Origin of the sequence: Paractinoplanes lichenicola, from assembly GCF_016785085.1 — a bacterium.
Classification (GTDB): domain Bacteria; phylum Actinomycetota; class Actinomycetes; order Mycobacteriales; family Micromonosporaceae; genus Actinoplanes; species Actinoplanes lichenicola.
This window is the reverse complement of sequence record NZ_JAENHO010000013.1, coordinates 52,783-74,073: the sequence shown is the minus strand read 5'-3', so window position 1 is coordinate 74,073 and position 21,291 is coordinate 52,783. Positions and strand designations below refer to the sequence as shown.

The 21,291-nt window shown below is 71.0% G+C and carries 20 protein-coding genes and 1 pseudogene; 9 read left to right on the top strand and 12 right to left on the bottom strand.

The genetic code is table 11. The features are described from left to right. The first annotated feature begins 28 nt into the window (after positions 1–28). On the top strand, positions 29–2,809 hold the full coding sequence (locus JKJ07_RS38020) for a transglycosylase domain-containing protein (RefSeq protein ID WP_307834615.1): 2,781 nt from the start codon (positions 29–31) through the stop codon (positions 2,807–2,809). On the opposite strand, the gene JKJ07_RS38015 is transcribed toward JKJ07_RS38020, so the two are convergent. Both JKJ07_RS38015 and JKJ07_RS38010 read right to left on the bottom strand, forming a co-directional pair. After that, positions 2,794–3,375, bottom strand: a complete 582-nt coding sequence (locus JKJ07_RS38015) for a TetR family transcriptional regulator (RefSeq protein ID WP_202996843.1) — start codon at positions 3,373–3,375, stop codon at positions 2,794–2,796. The genes JKJ07_RS38020 and JKJ07_RS38015 overlap by 16 nt on opposite strands. Before the next feature lie 26 nt (positions 3,376–3,401). After that, complete coding sequence (locus JKJ07_RS38010) at positions 3,402–4,367, bottom strand: NADP-dependent oxidoreductase (RefSeq protein WP_202996842.1); 966 nt, start codon at positions 4,365–4,367, stop codon at positions 3,402–3,404. A gap of 114 nt (positions 4,368–4,481) precedes the next feature. On the opposite strand from JKJ07_RS38010, the gene JKJ07_RS38005 reads away from it, so the two are divergent. The 3 genes and pseudogenes from JKJ07_RS38005 (at position 4,482) to JKJ07_RS50545 (ending at position 5,394) form a co-directional block, all read left to right on the top strand. After that, entirely contained in the window at positions 4,482–4,889 is a 408-nt protein-coding gene (locus tag JKJ07_RS38005; RefSeq protein WP_202996841.1) for a DUF6640 family protein, read from the top strand. Between the two features lie 76 nt (positions 4,890–4,965). Beyond that, positions 4,966–5,085: pseudogene (locus JKJ07_RS50550) on the top strand (transposase); the annotation flags it as partial. Between the two features lie 63 nt (positions 5,086–5,148). Continuing rightward, positions 5,149–5,394: a hypothetical protein gene (locus tag JKJ07_RS50545; RefSeq protein ID WP_236030595.1), complete on the top strand. Its 246-nt coding sequence runs from the start codon at positions 5,149–5,151 to the stop codon at positions 5,392–5,394. Between the two features lie 72 nt (positions 5,395–5,466). Here JKJ07_RS50545 and JKJ07_RS37995 read toward each other — a convergent pair whose 3' ends face one another. The 6 genes from JKJ07_RS37995 to JKJ07_RS37970 form a co-directional block, all read right to left on the bottom strand. Beyond that, positions 5,467–7,431 carry an alpha-L-arabinofuranosidase family protein gene (locus JKJ07_RS37995; protein WP_202996840.1) on the bottom strand — a complete coding sequence of 655 codons (1,965 nt, stop codon included), beginning with the start codon at positions 7,429–7,431 and terminating at the stop codon, positions 5,467–5,469. Then, complete coding sequence (locus tag JKJ07_RS37990) at positions 7,419–9,215, bottom strand: ABC transporter ATP-binding protein (RefSeq protein WP_202996839.1); 1,797 nt, start codon at positions 9,213–9,215, stop codon at positions 7,419–7,421. Before JKJ07_RS37990 ends, JKJ07_RS37995 begins: the two co-directional genes overlap by 13 nt. Then, complete coding sequence (locus tag JKJ07_RS37985; RefSeq protein WP_202996838.1) at positions 9,212–10,024, bottom strand: ABC transporter permease; 813 nt, start codon at positions 10,022–10,024, stop codon at positions 9,212–9,214. Before JKJ07_RS37985 ends, JKJ07_RS37990 begins: the two co-directional genes overlap by 4 nt. Further along, the gene (locus JKJ07_RS37980) at positions 10,021–10,971 is read right to left on the bottom strand and encodes an ABC transporter permease (RefSeq protein ID WP_202996837.1); all 951 of its coding nucleotides are present in this window, start codon (positions 10,969–10,971) and stop codon (positions 10,021–10,023) included. Before JKJ07_RS37980 ends, JKJ07_RS37985 begins: the two co-directional genes overlap by 4 nt. A gap of 5 nt (positions 10,972–10,976) precedes the next feature. Continuing rightward, positions 10,977–12,527, bottom strand: coding sequence for an ABC transporter substrate-binding protein (locus JKJ07_RS37975; RefSeq protein WP_202996836.1), 1,551 nt, complete (start codon positions 12,525–12,527; stop codon positions 10,977–10,979). Positions 12,528–12,785: 258 nt separating this feature from the next. After that, positions 12,786–13,964 carry an ROK family transcriptional regulator gene (locus JKJ07_RS37970; protein ID WP_202996835.1) on the bottom strand — a complete coding sequence of 393 codons (1,179 nt, stop codon included), beginning with the start codon at positions 13,962–13,964 and terminating at the stop codon, positions 12,786–12,788. A 29-nt stretch (positions 13,965–13,993) separates the two neighbouring features. On the opposite strand from JKJ07_RS37970, the gene JKJ07_RS37965 reads away from it, so the two are divergent. Next, positions 13,994–15,553, top strand: a complete 1,560-nt coding sequence (locus tag JKJ07_RS37965; protein WP_202996834.1) for an arylsulfatase — start codon at positions 13,994–13,996, stop codon at positions 15,551–15,553. 12 nt (positions 15,554–15,565) lie between these two features. On the opposite strand, the gene JKJ07_RS37960 is transcribed toward JKJ07_RS37965, so the two are convergent. Together JKJ07_RS37960 and JKJ07_RS37955 are read right to left on the bottom strand one after the other, a co-directional pair. Next, a complete protein-coding gene (locus tag JKJ07_RS37960; protein ID WP_202996833.1) occupies positions 15,566–17,701 on the bottom strand; it encodes a P-loop NTPase family protein in 2,136 nt (711 codons plus the stop codon). A 54-nt stretch (positions 17,702–17,755) separates the two neighbouring features. Further along, positions 17,756–18,271, bottom strand: coding sequence for a DM13 domain-containing protein (locus tag JKJ07_RS37955; protein WP_202996832.1), 516 nt, complete (start codon positions 18,269–18,271; stop codon positions 17,756–17,758). 75 nt (positions 18,272–18,346) lie between these two features. Between JKJ07_RS37955 and JKJ07_RS37950 the strand changes: the two genes are divergently transcribed. Beyond that, positions 18,347–18,808, top strand: a complete 462-nt coding sequence (locus JKJ07_RS37950; protein ID WP_202996831.1) for a hypothetical protein — start codon at positions 18,347–18,349, stop codon at positions 18,806–18,808. Here JKJ07_RS37950 and JKJ07_RS37945 read toward each other — a convergent pair. Then, entirely contained in the window at positions 18,801–20,078 is a 1,278-nt protein-coding gene (locus JKJ07_RS37945; protein ID WP_202996830.1) for an outer membrane protein assembly factor BamB family protein, read from the bottom strand. The genes JKJ07_RS37950 and JKJ07_RS37945 overlap by 8 nt on opposite strands. Positions 20,079–20,189: 111 nt before the next feature. Continuing rightward, complete coding sequence (locus JKJ07_RS37940) at positions 20,190–20,609, bottom strand: hypothetical protein (RefSeq protein ID WP_202996829.1); 420 nt, start codon at positions 20,607–20,609, stop codon at positions 20,190–20,192. A gap of 160 nt (positions 20,610–20,769) precedes the next feature. On the opposite strand from JKJ07_RS37940, the gene JKJ07_RS52525 reads away from it, so the two are divergent. Genes JKJ07_RS52525 through JKJ07_RS52330 form a run of 3 tightly spaced genes read left to right on the top strand, consistent with a single transcriptional unit; the run spans position 20,770 to position 21,229 of the window. Then, positions 20,770–20,964 (top strand): Rieske (2Fe-2S) protein, encoded by a 195-nt coding sequence (locus tag JKJ07_RS52525; protein ID WP_498370762.1) that lies wholly within the window; start codon positions 20,770–20,772, stop codon positions 20,962–20,964. Continuing rightward, positions 20,894–21,052 (top strand): Rieske (2Fe-2S) protein, encoded by a 159-nt coding sequence (locus JKJ07_RS50540; protein WP_236030594.1) that lies wholly within the window; start codon positions 20,894–20,896, stop codon positions 21,050–21,052. Before JKJ07_RS52525 ends, JKJ07_RS50540 begins: the two co-directional genes overlap by 71 nt. Before the next feature lie 12 nt (positions 21,053–21,064). After that, positions 21,065–21,229 carry an alpha/beta hydrolase gene (locus JKJ07_RS52330; RefSeq protein WP_202997047.1) on the top strand — a complete coding sequence of 55 codons (165 nt, stop codon included), beginning with the start codon at positions 21,065–21,067 and terminating at the stop codon, positions 21,227–21,229. Positions 21,230–21,291: the final 62 nt, after the last annotated feature.

Below are 21,291 nucleotides of genomic sequence, written 5' to 3'. Positions count from 1 at the left end.
CCTCGCCGCTGCGAAAGGGACCGTGCGCGTGGCTTCGTCCGAAGGCAGACCCGCGTCGAACTCGTCCGGAGGCAGGCCTGCGTGGAAGCGGCCGGTCGACTGGTTCCGGCGGTGGCCCCGGTGGTGCCGCTGGACGGCCGCCGCCGTCGTCGCGGTGGAGCTGGCGCTGGTCTCGGCGGCCGTCGGCTACGTCGCGAGCGTCGATCTGCCGCCGGATCCGGCACCGCCGCAGGCCTCGGTGTTCTACTACCGCGACGGGCGGACGGTGCTGGCCCGCGTCGGCCTGACCGATCGCACCGATGTGACGTTCGAGCAGATTCCGCCGGTGGTGCGGCAGGCCTTCCTGGCCGCCGAGGATCGCGGCTTCTACGACCACTTCGGCATGTCGGTGCGCGGGGTGGTGCGGGCGCTGTGGGCGAACGTCGTCACCGACTCCGGGCAGGGCGCGTCCACGATCACCCAGCAGTACGTGCGTAATGCCTACCTGACCCAGGATCGGACGGTCAGCCGCAAGACCCGCGAGGCGGCGCTCGCGCTCAAGGTCGAGCAGCGGTACAGCAAGGACGAGATCCTCGAGCGCTACCTCAACACGATCTATTTCGGACGGGGTGCGTACGGCATCGAGGCGGCCGCCCGTGCCTATTTCGGTACGGGTGTGGGCCAGCTCGACGCGTATCGGGCCGCCGTGCTCGCGGCCCTGGTCAAGGACCCGACGCGCGGCGATCCCGCGGCCGACCCGAAGTGGGCCCGGGAACGCTGGGTGTGGGTGCTGCGGGCCATGTCCGAGCAGGGCTGGCTGCCCGAGGGCGAGGCCGATCGGGCCGCGTACCCGAAGGTCGCCCAGGAATCGGTGACCGCGAGCGCCGTCGGCGGACCGGCCGGGCTGATCGCCGACCGGGTCGAGGACGAGCTTGTGGCCGCGGGCATCAGCCGGCAGCAGATCCGCACCGGCGGGCTCCAGGTGACGACCACGATCGACGCCGGTATTCAGGCGGCGGCCACCGGCAGCATCGAGACCGCCCTGCGCGGGCAGCCGAAGGAGCTGCGCAGCGCCCTGGTGGCGGTCGGCCCCGGCGACGGCGGGGTGCGGGCCTACTACGGCGGCGACCGCGGCCGCGGGTACTACGACGACGCGCTCGCCGCCCGTCCGCCCGCCTCGACCTTCAAGCCGGTCGTGCTGGCCGCCGCCGAGGAGCGCGACATCGGCTACCAGTCGCTCTACAACGGCAGCTCACCGCGGCTGTTCGAGGATCGCGACGGCGCGCCGCTCTACAACCAGAAGAACCTGCAGTGCCCGGTGTGCCCGCTCGACATCGCGATGGTGTACTCGCTGAACACCCCGTTCTACGCGCTGGCCGCGCAGATCGGGCCGGATTCCGTACGCGACCTGGCCCACCGGCTCGGCGTGCCCCGCCGCTACGGCGACCGGGAGACGCTGGTCGACGCCAAGGGGGAGCCGGAGCCCGGCCGGACCCGCTCGGACATCGCCCTCGGTCGCTACCCGGTCACCCCGGCCGACCTGACCAGCATGTACGCCACCCTGGCGGCGGGCGGGCGGCGGGCGGAGCGGCACTTCGTCCGGTCGGTGGCCCGGGGCGACGGCGTCAAGATCTACGAGTACGAGGAGAAGACGCGCCAGGTGCTCTCCAAGGAGGTGGCGGCCGACGTCGGCGCCGTCCTGTCCGAGGTGGTCGATCACCACGGCCGGGTGCCCGGCGTGCCGGCCGCGGCGAAGACCGGTTCCCAGCAGTGGGGCAACACCGGCGACTCGTCCGACGCCTGGACCGCCGGGTGGGCCTCCGACCTGGCCGCGGTCGTCTGGGTCGGCCGCGAGCTGCCCGGCCCGATCCGGGAGAAGGGCGGCCAGGCGGTCAACGGCGAGGGCATGCCGTACCGGATCTGGCGGGCCTTCATGGCCGGCGCGATGCGGGGCCGGACGGGCGAGGCGCTTCCCCGGCCCGCGCGGATCGGGCGGGCGGGCAAGGGCGATCTCGCGTCGCTCGGAACTGACGTGCCGCGCGGCAAGTCTCTCGTCTTCGCCGGGCCGCAGCGCGGTGACCTGGTCGACCGGACGAAGGCGACCGGCTCCTGGGCGGACCGCGTCGAACGGCTGACCGGGGTGCTCGACAAGTACGCGGAGAGCGCGCCGGACTTCTCGGTCGCGGTGGTGGACCGTCGCGTCGGCCGCAGCTACGACTATCGCGGGGATCGCCGGTTCGAGACGGCCAGCATCGTGAAGGCCGAACTGCTGGCGGCGTTGCTGCTGCGGGCCCAGGACGAGGGGCGCGAGCTCACCGAGGACGAGCGAACCCGCGTACGGAAAATGATCGTCGCCAGTGACAACGACGCCGCGGCCCGGGTCTACGACGACCTCGGCGGCGCGAACGGGCTGCGGCAGGCCGGTGAGCGGCTGGGGCTGCGGGCCACCGACCCGGCCCGGCAGGTCGGGCTCAGCCACACCACCGCGATCGACCAGACCCGGCTGATCGGCGCGCTGACCGCCTCGCAGAGCCCGCTCACCCGCAAGTCGCGCGAGCTGATCCTGTCGCTGATGTCGTCGGTCAACGCCGACCAGAACTGGGGGATCAGCGCCGCCTCCTTCCCGGACGAGCAGGTGGCGGTGAAGAACGGCTGGTTGTCCCGCTCGGCCGAGCAGGGCCGGTGGATCGTCAACAGCATCGGCCGGATCAGCGACGAGGACACCGACGTCTCGGTGGTGGTGCTGTCGCACGGCCACGCGAATCAGGCCGACGGCGTCAAGGAGGTGGAACGCGTCGCCGCGCTGACCCGCAGCTATCTGGGCTGGTGAGAGCTCGCCGGCACGATGGTGGCGAGCAGCGCCGTCACGGCCTCGGTGATCGTTGCCAGGTCGGCGTCGTCGCCGCTGGTCAGCCACTGCCGATAGGCCGTACGGAAGATCTGGGCGGCGGTGTTGGCGGCCAGCTCGGCGATGTCGGCGTCGACGCCGCGCTGCCGGAGGGTGTCGCGGAACCCGTCGGCCATCTGCTGCCGCTTGATCAGATCGCGCTCCAGCAGCCGGGGGTTCGAGTGGATCATCTGGTCGCGCCGGCGCAGGGACTCGCGCGAGCCGAGCTGCCCCCAGTCGTACGCCGCCAGAACGCTGGTGACTGCCCGCAGCGGCTCCGCGAGGTCGCTCGTCTGCCGGAGCTGCTCGACGAGTGCCTCGTTGAGCGTGTCCGCGTCGGCGAAGAGGACCTCCTCCTTGTCCGAGAAGTAGCGGAAGAAGGTGCGGGTGGTCACGCGGGCCCGTTCCGCGATCTGAACGGCGCTGGTCTGCTCGAAGCCCTGCTCCGTGAACAGCTCCATGGCGGCCTGTTTCATCCGCTCCGCACTGCCTTGCTCCCACCGCGGCATGGCGCCACACTACCTGCCCTGATGACTCATCGTGACATGGCGGAACCGCCGGGAACGATGATCAGCTTTCCGCCTCGGGGCGTGCGGTGCTGTTCGAGCTCGGTGAGCGCCGGGATCGCGTCGGCGAGCGGCACGGTGCGAGCGATCGGGATTCGCAACCGCCCCTGCGCGGTCAGGCGGGCCACCTCGTCGAGATCGGCCGTGCTGGTCCGGCCCATCAGCACGCGATACGGTCCCGGCAGGGCACTCCGGGCGAATTTGACCGCCGACGGGACGATGTCGAGGATGCGGCCGCCGGGCTTCAGCAGTGTCCTCGCCGCCGCGGCGGTGAGCGTGCCGGCGGTGTCGAACACCAGGTCGAAGCGCCCCCGCAGCGGCGCCGGGTCGAAGTCGTAGCCGACGACCGGGGAGATGCCCAGTTCGCGAGCCTCGTCCGCGTCGGCGGCGCGGCAGCTGCCCGCCACCGAGGCGCCGGCCAGCAACGCGAGCTGGGCCGCGGCCCGGCCGACGCCGCCGAGGCAGCCGTTGACGAAGGCGGCCTGCCCTTCCCGCAGTGGCGACTTGCCGAGCACGGCTTGGTAGGCGGTGACGCCGACCACCGGGAGGGCCGCGGCCTGCTCGAAGGAGAGCTCGGCCGGCTTGCGGACCACCGCGTCCTCGGCGGCGACGACCAGTTCGGCGTACGCCCCCGCGCCCTTGGGGGTCGTGCCGCCGAGCACCGGGTCGCCGGCCCGGAGCCGGGTCACGCCCGGTCCGACCGCTTCCACGACTCCGGAGAAGTCGTTGCCGACGCCGCGCGGGAATCCGCGACCGGTCCAGAGCCGCAGCTCGCCGTTGCGAATCTTCCAGTCCATCGCGTTGGCGGCCGCCGCCTTGACCCGTACGAGGATCTCGCCGCGCCCGGGCCGCGGCGGCTCGAACTCCTCGAGCCGCAGCACCTCCGGACCGCCGTACCGGTGGTATTGAAGGCGCTTCGAGTGCCGATGCGTCATGGGGACCCTCTCCTTGTGATGTCTCGTCGTGACATCAACCTAGCAGATTGACGTCACGCCGCGACATCGCTAGCTTGATGTCGCGGTGAGACATCAATGGGAGGGAGAGTTCAAATGGCGTTTCCGTGGGGGAAGGTGCTGATCTCCATATCGGCGGCGGGAACCGGAATCGGCGCGTACATCGCCGACTGGAACGAGTCGCACATCTACAACCCGGCGTGGCCACCACATGCCAAGTTCCACAACGCCCAGACCATGAGCATGGGCGTCGTCCTCGGGCTCATCGCCCTCTACTACCTGTGGAAGCCGGCCCAGACGCGCGCCTCGCTGGCCACCGGCGCTGTCCTTGCCGGCGTCTACGGCATCACCCAGCTCACCGTCGTCTTCTATCCGGGAATCTCCAGCGTGGACCCGCCCGGTGAGAACACGTGGCCGCAGCTCTTCACCACCCTGCCCAGCCTCGCGTTCGTTCTCGGCGGCTACCTGTTGGAGCGCCGCCGCCTCCGTACGGCCGGCCACTGACGGGGGTCTGTAAAACGAACGGTGTAACTCCTGCGATCACCGTGGATACTGCCGCGGTGTCGAAGAAGATGCCCGGGAGCACCGTCAGGTGATCAACGGGGTTCTGTGGAAACTGCGGACCGCAGCGCCGTGGCGGGACTTGCCCGAACGTTACGGGCCGTGGAAGACCTGCCACGAACGGCAGCGCCGGTGGACCGATTGCTTGACGCCATCGCGGTGCACGCCGCCGAGCCCGGCCGGCCGCGCAAGAAAGCCGGACATGCTCATCGCGGACAAGGCCTACGCCCACGACCCGACCCGCATCGGCCTGCGCCGGCGAGGCATCCGCTACGCCATTGCGGAGCGGTCCGACCAGATCGCCCGCCGGGCCACCAAAGGCAGCCGCGGCGGACGACCACCGGCCTTCGGCCAGCAGGTCTACCGGCAACAAAACGCGCACCGGCCACCCGCTACGCCAAACGCGCCGCCCTCTACCGCTCATCATTGCTGCTTACCGCAGCCTTGATCTGGCTTCGGTGATCGGCAGGACACGGCCTAACCGCCGTTGCACCGTTCGTTCGAGAGGCCGACTGACGGTTCAGCTGCCGCAGGGGGTGGTGCCGGTCAGTTCGATCAGGGTGGCGCTGTGGGCGGGGAACGTGTGGGTCAGCGTGCCGGCTGAGGTGGGCACCTGGGAGCGTTGGATGGCGATGTCGTTGAGGTGGCCCGGCGCGTTGTAGGACTCGACGCTGGCGGCGTTGAGTGTCGCGACGGTGGCTGAGCCGGTGGCCTGGCGGCCGGTCAGGGTGACGGTGGCGCTGACCGGGTTGGCCGGGTCGCGGTTGAGCACCATGAGGCGGTTCTGGTTCGCGGTGCAGACCGAGACCACGCGCAGGGCGCCGTAGTTGCCGTTGGGCGCGGTCAGCTGGGGGTTGCCGGTCACCGCGGTGGTCACCACGTGGCTGCCGACCATGCTCTTGTACAGGCTGAACAGGGCGGCGCGGCCGGTGGTGACGAACTGGGGCGGGCTGCCGAACATGTTGGCCGGGTCGTAGCCGCCGTTGTCCAGGGGCAGGTCGGCGGTGTTGGAGTTGATCGACAGGCGGACGTTGTTCTCGAGCTGGCCGGCGAACTGGCCACCCAGATAGAGCACGTGGGCCAGGCGGGCCTCGTATGCGGGCTCGGGGAAGATCAGCGTGCCGTACTCGGTGACGACCAGGTCGGGCCGGGCGGCCGCGGCGGGGAACTTGGCGGCCAGGCGGGTGCGGAAGTCGCGCAGCTCGGCGTCGCGGTTGACCGTGGCGTACTGGAGGTTGTTGTAACGGGTGGGCGTGCCGTCGGTCGGCGGGCTGCTGTAGGAGTGGATGCCCAGGCAGTCGTACGGTCGGGTGCCCATGGCGTCGATGAACCGGGGCTGGCCCCAGCCGGAGCAGACCTCGATCGTCGGGTCGACGTTCTTCAGCGCGTCGCGGTAGGCCAGGAAGCCCTGGTGGATGCCGCTGACGTACTCGAAGGACAGGGTGGCCCCGGCGGGCGGGATCGCGCCGTTCACGCCGTTGCCGAAGTGGACGCCGCCGTCGGCCCGGGTGATGCGATAGACCTGCGCGTTCGCGGGCTGGCCGGTCAGGACGTTGACCCGTTTCCAGGCGACACCGTTGACCTTCAGCACCGGCTCGAGGATCGGGTCGCCGACGCCCGGTTTGCCGATGGCGTCGCCGGGCAGCGCGATCGGCGCGAACCGTACGCGATAGGCCTGGTTCGGCTGCCCGTTGCCGGTCTTCCGAGTGGCCAGGTCGCAGCCACTGAACAGGCCGTCGTTGTTGGCGTACGGCGCGTTGGCCGCGGTCTGCCGCTGCCAGCCGCCCTCGATGAACTGCCGCACCCGGACGGCCGGATCCGTGGAGCGCCAATAGATCTGGTCGTTGTGGTAGGGCTCGTTGCCGTATTCCCAATAGCGGATCCCGTACGGCGCGGGGTGCCCGTTGGCCGCGCGGACCTCGGCCCAGTCGGTGCCGCCGTTGGGGTTGGTGGCCGCGCCGTCGGCGGGCGAGTTCATGTATTCGACGTAGTTGGCGGCGTCGGCGGCGGTCCGGTTGATCGTCGGCACCATGACCGTGGTCTTGCCGCCGATCGCGTCGGCCAGCTTCTCGTTCTCGTCGGGGCCGAACCGGCTGTCGGTGGGGGAGAACTGGCCGTTGGCGAAGCCGCCCGAGGTCTGGCAGCCGCGCTGGGCGGCCGGGCCGATCGCCTTGGCGAAGTCGAACAGGTTGGCCACGGTGCCGCCCGGATAGCGCAGCATGTTCAGGCCGGCGTTGCGGCTCAGCGACACGATGGTGTCGGCCGGGCGGCCGGCGGCGCTGTTCCAGACGCCCTTGCCGTCGTCGGGCCAGCGCTGGTTCGAGCCGATCATCGCGGCCGGGATGTCGCCCACCGGCACGCCGTCGTTGGTGACGTAACGGTTCTGGCTCACGGCGATCTGCACCGACGCGGCGGCCGTAGCGGGTTGGGGCACCGAGGCGGCGAGGAGACCGGCAACGATGGCTGTTCCTGTCAGTGCGCGCATGAGTCCTCTTTCAGCTCGCCGGGGAAATGACAGGCCGCTGCCCGGCCGGGGGAGACCTGGAGCAGCGGTGGCTTGTCGGTGCGGCAGATGGTGCGGCCCGGCCGGGCGAGGGGACCGATCGGGCAGCGGGTGTGGAAGCGGCAGCCGGGCGGCGGGTCGAGCGGGGTCGGCACCTCGCCGCGCAGCACGATGCGTTCGCGCTCGCGTTCCACCTGAGGATCGGGCTCCGGTACGGAGGAGAGCAGGCTCGCGGCGTACGGGTGCAGGGGTGTCGCCGTCACCTCGTCCGATGGCCCGCTCTCGACGATCTCGCCGAGGTACATCACCAGCATCCGGGCCGACACATCGCGTACGGAAGCCAGATCGTGCCCGATGAACAGGTAGGACAAGCCCAGCCGGGCCTGCAGGTCGCGCAGCAAGGCGATGATCTGGGCCTGCAACGACACGTCGAGCGCGGCCACGGCCTCGTCGCAGACGATCAGCTCGGGCTCGACGGCCAGCGCGCGGGCGATGACGATGCGCTGCCGCTGCCCACCGGAGAACTCGTGCGGATACCTGCCGGCCGCGCTCGCCGGCAGCCCCACCAGCTCCAGCAGTTCGGCCACCCGCGAGGTGTCCGATCCCCGTACGCGTAACGGCTCGCCGATGGCCTGCCCGACCGTCATCCGGGGGTTGAGCGAGGACATCGGGTTCTGAAAGACCAGCTGAACCCTGCTGTTGTACGCGCGCTGGGCCGCACCCCGCAGGCCGGTCACCGGACTGCCCCCGTACGAGATGTGGCCGCTCGTCGGTTCCTCGATGCCGAGCACGAGTTTGGCGATCGTCGACTTGCCGCAGCCGGACTCGCCGACCAGCCCGACGGTCTCGCCCCGGCCGACCTCGAACGACACCCCCGCCACGGCCTGCAGGGTGCGGCCGCGGGACCGGTACGACTTCGTCAGCTCGCGCACCTCGAGCAGCGGCTCGGGCTTCTCGGGGGCGGGCATCGGCGGCCGCGGGCGGCGCAGTGACGGCGTCGCGGCCAGCAGCTCCTTGGTGTATGTGTGGCGGGGCGCGGTGAAGATCTCGTCGGTGGTGCCCTGCTCGACGATCTCACCCTTGTACATGACGGCCACCCTCTGGCACAGCCGGGCCACGATGCCCAGGTTGTGGGTGATCAGGATGACCGCGGTGCCGTTCTCGCGGTTGAGCTCGGCCAGCAGCTCGAGGATCTGGGCCTGGATCGTCACGTCGAGCGCGGTCGTCGGCTCGTCCGCGATGATCACCTTGGGCTCGCCGGCCAGCGCCATCGCGATCATCACGCGCTGGGCCATGCCGCCCGAGAACGCCAGCGGATGGTCGGACAGCCGCGCCTCGGGATCGGGGATGCCGACCCGGGTCATCAGCTCGACCGCGCGTTGCTCGGCGGCCCGCCGCGGCATGCGCCGATGGGCCAGGACAGCCTCGGTCAGCTGCGCGCGCACCTTGAGCAGCGGGTTCAGCGACGACACAGGGTCCTGGAAGATCATGCTGAGCTCGCCGCCGCGGACCGTACGCATCTCGGCCTCGCCCAGCTTGAGCAGGTCCCGCCCGTCCAGCAGCACCTCGCCGCGCTCGATGCGGCCGGGCGGGCGCACCATGTTGAGCAGCGACAGCGCGGTCACCGACTTGCCCGAGCCGGACTCGCCGACCAGCGCCAGCGTCTCGCCGGCGTCGAGGTCGAAGCTGACGTCGCGGACCGCCTCGACCGGCCCGCCCGCGGTGTGGAAGGTGGTGACGAGATCGCGTGCCTGCAAGAGGGTCATCGCCGCAGGAGTCCTTTGGTGAGGCCGTCGCCGATCAGGTTGAACGCCAGCACGAGCGCGGTGACGACGACCATCGGGGCCAGCGCGTACAGCGGGGAGCGGTCGAGGAACGTGATGCTGGTGCGCAGCAGCGAGCCCAGCGACGGCTCGGGCGGGCGCACGCCGATGCCGACGAAGCTCATCGCGCCCTCGATGAAGACGGCCAGCGAGAGGCTGAGCGCGGCCTGCACGACGAGCGCGTCGAGGGCGTTGGGCAGCAGGTGCCGGAACAGCAGCCGTACGGGTCGCACGCCGACGATGCGGGCGGCGGTCACGTAGTCGCGGGTCTGCAGGCTCTTGACCGCGTTGCGGGTGAGCCGGCCGAACAGCGGCACGTTGACCAGGCCCACGGTGATCAGCACGGCGGGCAGGCCGGGACCGATCACGGCGGCGACCGTGACCCCCATGACCAGGCTGGTGAAGGCCAGCGTGACGTCGAACAACCGCTGGATGACCGTGTCGAGCCAGCCCCACACGGTGCTGAGCAGCCCGAGGACCGTGCCGGCGACCGCACCGATCGGCACGGCGACCGCGCCGACCAGCAGATCCTGACGGATGCCGTAGAGCACCCGGCTGAACAGGTCGCGGCCGTACTCGTCGGTGCCCAGCCAGTGCGTGGCGGACGGTGGCAGGAACGTGCCGGACGTCTGGGCGTACGGGGAATGGGGTGCCAGAAGCGGCGCGAGCAGGCCGGCGCCGAGCACCACCACGACGACGGCGAGCCCGATGCGGGCCTCGGGGGAGCGGAAGCCGCGAAGGAGTCCGTTCATGCGCGTTCCAGCCGGATGCGGGGGTCGATCGCCGCGTCGATGACGTCGGTGACGATCTGCACGACGATGAAGACGGCCACGGCGATCAGCAGCAGATCCTGGGTGAGCAGGTAGTCCCGGCCGGTCACGGCCTGCAGCAGCAGCTGACCGATGCCGGGCCAGGCGAAGATCGTCTCGACGATGATGGCGCCGCCGAGCAGCTGGCCGATCTGGATGCCGAGCACGGTGGTGACCGGCGGCAGCGCGTTCGGCACGACGTGCGCGGTCATCAGCCGGCGGCGGCGCAGGCCCTTGGCGATGCCGGTCTGCACGAAATCCTGATCGAGCGTGTGCCGCAGCGAGGCGGCCAGGAACCGGGCGAGGGTGGCGCCGGTCGGCAGGCTCAACGCGACCGCCGGCATCAGCAGGTATTGCACGCCGATCTCGAAGTCGCTCAGCCCCGGCCCGACACCGCCCGAGGGCAGCACCCGATACGTCACCGCGAAGACCAGGATCAAGAGCACCCCGGTCACGTACGTCGGGACGGCCACCCCGAGCGAGGTGAGCGCGCCGAGCACGTTCTGCACCGTACGGTTGCGCACGGTGCCCATCAGATAGCCCAGGACGCCGCCGCCGAGCACGGCCAGCAGCAGCGCGCCCGCGGCGAGCAGCACCGTGTTGCCGAGGCTCTCGCCGATCAGCTGGGCGATCGGCGCGTGCAGGATGTACGACGTGCCGAGGTCGCCGGTGACGACGCCCCGCAGCCAGATCAGGTATTGCGTGAACAGCGGCTCGTCCAGCCCGAGGCTGCCGCGGATCGCGGCCACCGTCTCGTCGCTCGCGTCCGGGCCGGCCAGGGTGGCCGCCGGGTCGCCGGACGACAGCCGCAGCAGGAAGAAGATGGCGAGCGAGGCCGCCAGCAGCACCACGAGCGCCGCCGGCAGCCTGCGCAGCAGATAACGGAACATCACTTCTACTTCGCGAGCGAGGCGTCGTCGAGGTCGAGGTAGTCGAGCATCGTCCAGCTCAAGCCCTGCAGCTTGCTGCTGGTCGCGTACGTGTGGGTGCTGGTCACCAGGTCGCTGACGAACTGCTGGTCGAGCAGGAAGTCGTTGACCTGGGCCAGCGTCTGCGCGTCGGGCTTGCCCGGGCTGAACCAGACCTTCTCGGCGAGCTGCTGGTATTCGGGGCTCACGAACGACGACGCGTTCTTGGTGAAGTTGAACGGGAACGCGCCGCCCAGCAGCGTGGCCGGGCCGATCTGGCCGAAGCCGTGCGCGGTGACGAACATGCCGTCGAACCCGCCCGAGCGCAGCTTGCTGAGGAAGTCGCTGGCCTGCAACGGCTGCAGGTTCGGCTTGAGGCCGGCCGCCGTCAGGTCGAACTGGATGATCTCGGCCATGCCGTTGTTGGGGCCGAACCCGGAGTCGTAGTACACGTTCACGGTCTTACCGGCCGCGCCCGCCTCCTGCAGCAGGCTCTTGGCCTTGTCCACGTCGTGGGTGAAATGCTTGACCAAGGCCTGGTCGTAGGCGGGGGAGCTGGGCGCCCAGGGCAGCGAGGTGACCTGGCCGATGCCGCCGTAGACCTGGGCCAGGATGCGGTCGCGGTCGATCGCGTACGAGATCGCCTGGCGCACCTTCTTGTCGCCCAGCAGCGGCACGGTCACGTTGTAGCCGACATACGCGACCGAGTCGTTGGCGTCGGACTCGACGAGCTTGTACGCCGGGTCGTTCTTGATCGTGGTGGCGTCCAGCGGCGCCAGGTCGAGCGCGAGTTCGCTCTGCCCCGACTTGAGCGACGACAACATCGACTGCGAATCCCGTACGACGGTGATGGTGACGCCGTCGAGCAGGGGCTTGCCGCTGTCCCAGTATTGGTCGTTGCGCTTGAGCGTGAAGCCCTGGCCGGGCGTGTATTTCTCGACCTTGAACGGCCCGGTGCCGTTGAACGACGTGCCCGCGAAGGTGGCGTCGGCGGTCTTCGGGTCGATGATCGGCATCATCAGGAACAGGTCGAGCGTGTTGCTCATGGCCCGCTTGAAGGTGATGGTCAGCTTGGTGTCGCCCTCGGCCTTCATCTGCGCGATCTGCTTGGCGATGCCCTTGACCTGCGAGGCGACCTCGGCCCGCTGGATGATCTCGAGGTCGGCGATGACGTCGGCCGCGGTGAAGGCCCGCCCGTCGTGGAACTTCACGCCCTCGCGCAGGGTGAAGGTCAGCGTCTTGCCGTCGGCCGAGGTCTCCCACGCGGTGGCCAGCTCGGGCTGCGGCTCGAGCGTCTTGTGGTCGTATTGGATCAAGGAATTGAAGACCGTGCGGGTCAGGCTGAAGTTGGGGTTGTTCTGCGACATGAGGGTGGCCGGCTGGACGTCGGCGCCCTGGACGATGCGCAGGGTGCCGCCACGCGACGGCGTGCCGCCGGTGTCGCCCTGCTGATTCACTGCGGAGGTGCACCCGGCGGCGAGCATCAGCGCCGCCGCGGCTGCGGCCACTGCGGTGGCGCGTGGCTTCAGTGCGATCATCGTCACACCATAGTTACGGGCTACAACTAAATGCAAGCCCTATCTCGCCTATATGTTTTTGGCCTCGGCTTACCTGCTCGCCGCCACCGAACCGCCGTCCCCGCCGTTCCCCGCCCGACAACGTCCCCGTCGCCGTCCCCCCACCCCGGCCCTCACCCCCACTATGGGCGACCTCAGCGCGCCGGCGTGGGCGTGCGCTGTTTTTCGGGCGTGCGCCGTTGCTCGGGCGTGCGCTGTCTTTTGGGCGGGCGCTGTCGCTCAGGCGGGGTCGAAGGCGAACGGGTCGCGGTAGAAGGCGTCGAGCAGGAATGCGGCCGAGGCGATCGTCGGGGCGGCGTCGCCGAACGCCGAGCCGGCCACCCGGATCTCGCCCCCGCGTTCACCGGCCCGCTCGAACGCCTCGGTGAAGGCCGGCATGAAGCCGCGCGCCGTCGGCACCAGCCCGCCCGCCACCACCAGCGGCGGGTTGATCAGGTTGCTCATCGCCGCCGCGGCCCGGCCGAGCACCGCCGCCCGCTCGGCCATCAGTGCCATGGCGGCCTCGTCACCGTCCTCGGCCACCTGCACCAACGTACGGATCGAGGCGCTCGGCCGCACGATGCCGGCCCCGATCGCGTCGCGCAGGATCGCCCCGTCGGTGAGCAGCTGCTGCAGGCAGTCCGTGCGCCCGCACTCGCAGGCGTGCCCGTGCTCGCCCACCGGAAAGTGCGCGATCGACCCGGCCGCGCCGCGGGGCCCCTGCCGGGCGGCGCCCTCGTTGACGATCGCGGCGCCGAGCACGTTGCCGACCCAGAGCATCAGCAGGTCCTGATGGCCGCGGGCGGCGCCGATCATGCGCTCGGCCAGCGCCAGCCCGCGTACGGTCTGGTCGAAGTAGTGCGGCAGCTCCAGCTCGTCGGTCAGCAGCCGCCCGAACGGCACATCCGTCCAGCCCAGCGGCGCGAACCGGGCCACCACCCCGGTCGCCGGGTCGACCCAGCCGGCGATGCTGGCGCCCACGCCGAGCACCCGCGTCTCGCCGCCGCGCAGCTCGCCGGCCAGCGCGCCCAACCCCTCGCGGGCCATCTCGGCGACCGCCTCGGGGGCGGGGTCGCGATAGGGCCGGCGGCTCTCCTGCAGCATCTCACCGCGGATGTTGACCGCGCCCACCCGCAGCTCGCGGGTGCCGAAATGGGCCGTGAGCACCACCCGGTCGTGCCCGCCCAGCTCCAGCGGCACGGTCGGGCGTCCGGGGTTGGACCGGTTGGGCTCGCCCTCGCGCAGCACGCCGATCTCGAGCAGCCGGGCCGCCACCCGCGTGACCGTGGCGCGGCGCAGGCCCAGCCGGTCGGCAATCTCGGCCCGGGCCAGCGGCCCCTCGGCCAGCACGGTGCGCAACACGAGCGACGCGTTGACCCGGCCGAGATCCTCGGAGGTGCCGAAGCCAGTTAGTTGCATGCGGTAACTATATCTGTTCTCATGACGGCATGCCGTCGCCGAATATCGTTCTCATCCTCGCCGACGACCTCGGCTTCTCGGATCTGGGATGCTACGGCAGCGAGATCGCGACCCCGGCGCTCGACGAGCTCGGCCGGCAAGGCGTACGGCTGTCGCAGTTCTACAACACCGCGCGCTGCAGCCCGTCGCGGGCCTCGCTGCTGACCGGCCTGCATCCACACCAGACCGGCATCGGCGTGCTGACCCGGCCCGACCTGCCCCTCGGCTATCCCGGCACGCTCGACCCGGCCTGCGCGACCATCGCCGACCGGCTGCGCGAGCACGGCTGGACCACCTGGCTCAGCGGCAAATGGCACCTGGCCGCCGACACCGCCACGCCCAACGACTCGTGGCCCACCCGCCGCGGCTTCGACCGGTTCTTCGGCACCCTCGCCGGCTGCGGCAGCTACTACGACCCGCAGACGCTGACCCGCCAGGAGTCGCCGGCCACCGACGCCCGCGACGACCCGGACTTCTATTACACCTCGGCCATCGCGCGGGAGGCCGCGGGCTGGATCGACGCCCACCCCGGCGACCGGCCGTACTTCCTGTATCTCGCCTTCACCGCACCGCACTGGCCGCTGCACGCCCGCCCGGCCGACATCGCCCCGCACGCCGGCGCGTTCGACGAGGGCTGGGACGTGCTGCGCGAGAAGCGGCTGGCCCGGCTCGTCGAGGAGGGCATCATCGCCGACGGCACGCCGCTCAGCGAACGCGACCCGTCCCAGCCGGCCTGGGACGACGCCGACGACCGGGCGTGGCAGGCGCGGCGAATGGAGACGTACGCGGCCCAGGTGCGTGCGCTCGACGACGGCGTACGGGCTGTGCTCGACGCGATCGAGCGCTCGGGCCGGGCCGAGGACACGATCGTGGTGTTCCTCTCCGACAACGGCGCCTCGGCCGAGGAACTGCCGATCGGCACCCCGGAGCAGTTCGCGGCCAAGGACAGCGTGCTGCGGACCGGCACCCGCGACGGCCGCCCGGTGCGCCCCGGCAACACCGCCGCACTCGAGCCCGGGCCCGAGGACACGTACGCCAGCTACGGCGTCCCGTGGGCCAACCTGTCCAACACGCCCCTGCGCAAATACAAGCGCTGGGTGCACGAGGGCGGCATCTCCACACCGTTCCTCATGCGCTGGCCCGCCGGCGGCCTGGCCGCCCGCGCCGTCGTCCACGACGCCTTCCAGCTGGTCGACGTGCTGCCCACCCTGCTCGAGGCGGCGGGAGTGCCGGCCGGGCCGGGGGAGGGCCGCTCGATGCTGCCCGCGCTGCGGGGCGGCACGGTCGAGGAGGCCGCGCTCTACTGGGAGCACATCGGCAACGCCGCGATCCGCGTCGGCCCGTGGAAACTGGTCCGCGACCACCCCGGCCGATGGGAGCTTTACAACATCGACGAGGACCGTACGGAACTCGACGACCGCGCGGCCGCGGACCCGGCACGGGTGGCCGCCATGGCCCGTCGCTGGCAGGAATGGGCCGACCGGGTCGGCGTGCTGAACTGGGACACGATGATCGAGCGCTACGCCGCACCGGAACAGGCCGAGGAATAGCTCCGAACGCGGTCACAGCGTGGCTTGCGGGAACTTGTCGCCCGGGTTCGGGCCCCGGGTCGCGAAGTGGTCGCGAAGGATCTGGTGGCTGAACGTGTACTCGTTGCCGCCGGTGCGTTGCAGGAGCGCGAGCCGGGTGGCGCGGTGCAGGAAGCCTGCCAGGTCGGCGGGGATCAGACCGTCGTCGCGAAGCCTGGCCTCCACCACCGTGACCTCCAGCCGGGCGCTGAGCAGCACGACGAGCACGGTGACGAAGACGACGGCGGCGGCCAGGGCGCCGACGTCGAACGCCGGCCGCAGCGAGGCGAGCACTTCCCCGTACGGCCGGTCGGCCGCGCTGAAGGCGGTCAGGAGCATGCGCGCGGTGGCGAACGTCAGCGCCGTGACGACGCCGGACGTGAGGCCGGCGTAGGCCGCCCAGCGCGCGCTGCGCAGGGCAAACGGGCCGAACGGGCGCACGACGGGCCCGACGGCCCAGTTCTCGGTGTCCGTCCAATCCCACTGGACGCCCTGAAGCAGGGCCAGCGCGCTCACCGACAACACCGCGACCACCGCGAAGATCAGCAGACGCTGCCGCTGAGCGGCGTCGAGGGAGCCCCAGACCGACAGGCCCTGATAGAGGCGGTACGCGTCGAACAGCGCGCAGCCGATCGTCACCAGCCCGCCGAACCGGCGGAATCCGCGCCGGAACTCGCGGACCGACCACGAGACGCGCGGCCGCGCCGTCCGTACGGGAATCGCGGTGTCGCCCGTACGGTCCGGCAGGTGGACGGCGCTCAGCAGCACGAACAGCGTCAGCGCGACACCGAGCCCGGCCACCGGATGGCGGGGGACGAGGATCGTGGCCGCGCCGAGGGCGGCGACCAGGGCCACCAGCAGACCGACGGCCAGGTTGATCACCCGCCGGGCCGTCCGCTGCGGGATCCACTCGACCATCAGGTAGTCGCGCAGATAGAACGAGTTCAGGCGATGCAGCTGGGCAGCGATCCAGCCGAGGTCGCGCAGGAACGCCTCGCGCTCCACCCGGGCCCCCGGTGCGGCGAGCGGTCCGGCGCGGTCGTCCCGGAGCAACATGGATTCCGCGTACGACTCGATGATCGCCTTTCGCGGATCACCGTCGCGCAGCCGTAGCATGGTGGTGCCGTCCCGATCCGGGAAGGCCAGCAGCGCCGTAGTGAAGAAGAGCCGGGTCCGCAGCACCTCGACCAGATCGGGAGAGTCGCGCGCCACCGTCCGTAGCTCGTCGTGGGTGCCGCGGAACCGGTCGAGATGCAGGTGCACCTGACCGGCGGTGACCGACTCGACGACCAGCGCGGGCAGATCGAGCTCGGCGCCCCCGGCCCGAGTGCCGTCCGCATTGGCCCCGATCAGCAGACCAACCGCGGGATGGGCCGTCCGGAAAGCGTTCACCTGCTCGATCGCCTTCTTACGGCGCAGCGGCGGGAGCCAGCTCAGATTGTCGATCAGCAGGTAGACGGTTCCGGCGGCCAGCCAGCGATCGACGGCCGCACCGGGAACCGCACTGCTCTGCCGCACGGTTTGACGCACGTGTCCGGCGAGGTCCAGCCCCGCGGGCCACGAGCCGGCGTCGATCAGGACCGGCATGACCGGTTCCTCGCCGCGGCCGAGCCGCGCGGCCGCGTCCTCGGCGAGCGCCCAGGTGGCGTCGCGCAGGAAAGTGCTTTTGCCCGAGCCGGGCTCGCCGACCAGCGTGACCGAGAGACCGCCGCGCAGGTCGACCACCGCGTTGACCAACTCGGCCACGCTGGAGACGGCCCGGTGCGGCCCGTCGGCCTCGCCCGCGGGCCGCAGCGTCAGCGGGAGCCGGGCGGCCGGGCCGAGCACCACCCCGGCCTCGACGTCGATCGAGCCGCGGTCCCTCGCCTCGAGGGTCTTGAGAGTCGTGTTGACCAGCCGCTGCGCGAACCGTGACTCCGCGGCGGCGGTCGGTGCCTGGGTGTCGGCGAACGGCCGGAACTGGTCGTAGGCCAGGGCCGCGAACACGCAAACCGTGACCGGGATGATGAGGGCCGGCGAGGTCAGCCAGTCCGGGGTGTCGTCGGACAAGAAGTTCACCAGCAGCGGCAGCACCACGATCGCGAGGGCGAGCACGGCGACCGCCCGCGCCCGGCGTACCGGGAATCTCATGCCTTTATCTGACGGACTAGCACTCAGCCGCAGGTCGGCGGGCTGATCAGCCCCTCAGTGCTCAGGTCGCAGAGTGGCCGCGCCGAAGGAGACCGAGAAGCGCTTGCACCAGATGGCGACGCTGGCGAGCCGGTCCAGGTCGGTGCCGGGCGGGATGGCATAGCGCTGGTTGCCCTGGTTGCCTTTGAGGCGGCCCAGTTCGAGCGAGGCGCCGTCGTCGAAGACCCGCCAGCCGTCCAGGCCGGGGCGCACCGGCTGATCGGAGAGCCAGACGCGCAGGTCGGGGCCGTTCGAGGTGGCCAGGTCGAGCAGTTCGAGCACACGGGAGCCGTCGGGGTGCAGAACCACTCTGGCCATGCCTCTGGTGTCGTGCTCGTGGCTGATAAAGGTGCCCTGACGGGCGATCGTCGGGCCCGATGTTTCTGCCGCCGGCGCCGGTACCACCGCGAGCGCCTCGTCGACCTGGCGGTCGGTGACCAGCTTCCACGGCTGGAACCAGTAGAGGCCGAGACCGGCCAGCAGGGCCAGCACGGTCGCGGCGGCCCAGGCAGCCGGGCGGCGAATCGTCATGTTTCCAGTAGACCGCGGCCGGCGCGGGGAAACCCTTACCGAACGATGACGAAGGCGAGCCCTATCGGGACAACGATGACGGCCGATACGCTGGCTCCCCGTGAGGATCGAGGACGCCACGACCCGGCCGCGCCCGCCCGCCACGACCTCACCGCCTCCGCCAGCCCCGCGCCGCAGCCGAATCTGAGCCTTCGTGGTGACGGGGGCGCCGACGGCTCCACGAAGGCCGACGGCACCAGCTTCAAGGACGTCCGGGACGGCGATCTCGGCACGGCCTGGTCACCTGTCGGCCGGACCGGCGAGATCGCGGTGAAGTGGCAGACCCCGGTGACTCTCTCCCGAATCAAAATCCGGGAGACCGCCGCCGCCATCGTCACCTGGCAGGTCCGCGACCACGACAGCGGCTCCATCCTGGCCACCGGCACCGGGGCCGGCACGATCACGTTCAAGCCGGTCACCCTGCGCAAGATCGCCTTTGTCATTCTCAGCGCGACGTCGACACCCCGGGTCGCGGAGTTCGAGACCTTCGTCAGCTGACGGCGGCGACGGTCAGGGTGTCTCCGCTCGGGCAGAGCAGATAGCCGGGGACGCCCTGGCATTTCTGCTCGGTGAGCCGGTCGAGCTTGCCGAGGGCGGTCTGCCGGCCGTCGGTCAGGTCGAGGCGGGTCACCGCGGTGCGGTCGTCGGGAACTCCCGTTGCCCGCAGCAGGATCAGCGAATTGGCGGGGCCGGCGACGAACGCCTCCTGACCGCCGAGTGGTCGGCCGATCGTCCGGCCGGTGGCCGCGTCGACCAGCACCGTCGTGGCCGAGGCCAGGTTGGCGCTGGCCGAGAGCAGCAGCCGGCCGGCGCCGGGGTCCCACACGAAGTTCAGGTCGTCGCGCCGCCAGGTCTGGTCGCCGGTGACGGGGTCGCGGCCGGTCACGCCGCGGACGCCGGCCGTGCAGATCAGCGGGCCGCAGCCGGTGACGTAGCCGATCAGCTCGTCGGATCGCCACAGCGGTTGCAGGTCGGCGGCGCGGTAGATGGTGGCGGCGGTCTGGGCGGACGCCGTACGGATCACCACCAGCTGGGCACCGGCGGAGAAGAGGGTCGCGGAATACACCCCGGTCCACGGGATGCGGCTGCGGTGGCGTACGGCTCCGTCGTCATAGTTGTAGACCGTGGCGTCGCCGGCGCCGGTCACCGTGACGACGGCGGTGGGGCGGCCGGCCTCGATGATCGTCGTCCACTCCTCGGTCGGGGTGATCGAGCGTCGCCACAGCTGGCGGCCGTCGCGCAGCCCGACCAGGCGCAGGGCGGTGGTCGCGCCGGCCCGGCCGATCTCGGCGAGCAGCACCTGATCACCCGCCGACGACGAGGAGGCGCCGGTGGACTGCCAGAGCCGCCTGCCGGTCCCCGCGTCGAGCGCGATCGTGCGGGGTCCCGGCGAGCCGGTCGGCGGCGGGCCGGTGGTCACCAGCACGACGTCCCCGACCGGCCGGATCCCGTACGCGTCGCCGGTCGGGGTGCTCCAGCGCGGGCGCCCGGTGCGCAGGTCGTACGCGATGACCTCGGCCCGGCCGGAGGGGCTGCTCCGATTCAGGTAGACGGTCCGGCTGTCCGCGGCCACGGTGTCGCTCGGCTGCAGCGCCGTCGTCCAGAGCGGCCGCACCAGGGGTGGCGCCGGCGGCGTCGAGGCGGTCATGGCGGCCAGGCCCAGTGCGGTCAGAACGGCCAGCGCCAGCCGACGCAGCCGCGGCAGGTTGATCGGCGCGGCAGCCGGCTCGGCGGCGGTCTCCGCGTCACCGAGGTCGATCAGAGTCATCAGCCGGTCACCGTCAAGCCACAGGAATGTCACAACACCTAGCGGTGAGGCTACCGGCCGCGAGAAGACCCGCCTGGCCGAGGTGACCAGGCAGGTTCCCTCGGTCCGCGATCAGGACGGCGAGTTCTGGACCCGGCAGGTGTTGCCGTTCGGCGAAGTGAGGACGGTCTGCAGCGCGACCTGCCCCCGGGCCGCGTACGAGGTGATGTTGCCGAGCCGAGTGGGGCCGAACGTGTACGTCGTGGTGCCGCTCCACGTGTCGTACTGGCCCGTTCCGCCCTGGTTGATCAGGAGACTCATGACGGCCGAGCGCACCGTGTAGTGGTGAGCGCCGTCCGCCTCCAGCACATGCACCGCGTACGGCTTGTAGACGTAGATGCCGTTGGTGACGTGATAGGCCCAGGCGACCTTCACGATCGAGAAGGGCGAGTTCGAGCCCGGGAAGAAGCACTTCATCCCCGAGTCCCAGCCGATCGTGTCGGCCGCGTACGCCGGTGACCCCCAGGTCACGGCGCCCAGCAATGCGAACACGGATACGAGTGTGGCGAGCAGTCTGCGCATGTAGTCCTCCAGATCAACGCTGTCGTCGCTTCCACACGCTCCACCCACCGTGTGGAAGCGATGTCGACGAAATGTCGAGCGCCCGATCGTGAGTACTTCCCGACAACGGTGACTGCGCCGGCCGGCTGACGTGCTCGCCCGGACAGAAGACGTACCGGTCGGTGGGGGTCTGGTTCTCAGCGGCCGGGAAGTGGTGCTGACCCAGCCGTCCGAGGGCGTCTTCCGGGCGTTCAGCAGCACCTGCACACACCAGGATGCGCCGCATCGAAGATCGCCGACGGAGTCATCCAGTGCCCTGCCACGGCAGTCAGTTCGACGCCGCTGACGGCAGCGTGGTGAACGGCCCGGCCCAGAATTCCCTGCCGCGCCGCTCGATCGACATGACCGAGGCCGGTGAGATCATCAGCGGTTAGGCGGCCGCGCAGCTGCTGCGGAAGAAGTTCGCCGACCGGTCCAAACTGGTCGTCTCGGAGAGCAGCGGACACGGCGCGTACGTCCTGAGCGACAGCGCCTGCGTCCAGAACCTCACGACGGCGTACCTGGTCGACGGCCGGATGCCGGCCAAGGACGTGACCTGCCGCCGCAGCTGACCCTGTCGCACCGCTCAGGCGAGGGCGCGGAGGACCGGTCCGCGCCCTCGCTGGACGGCCCG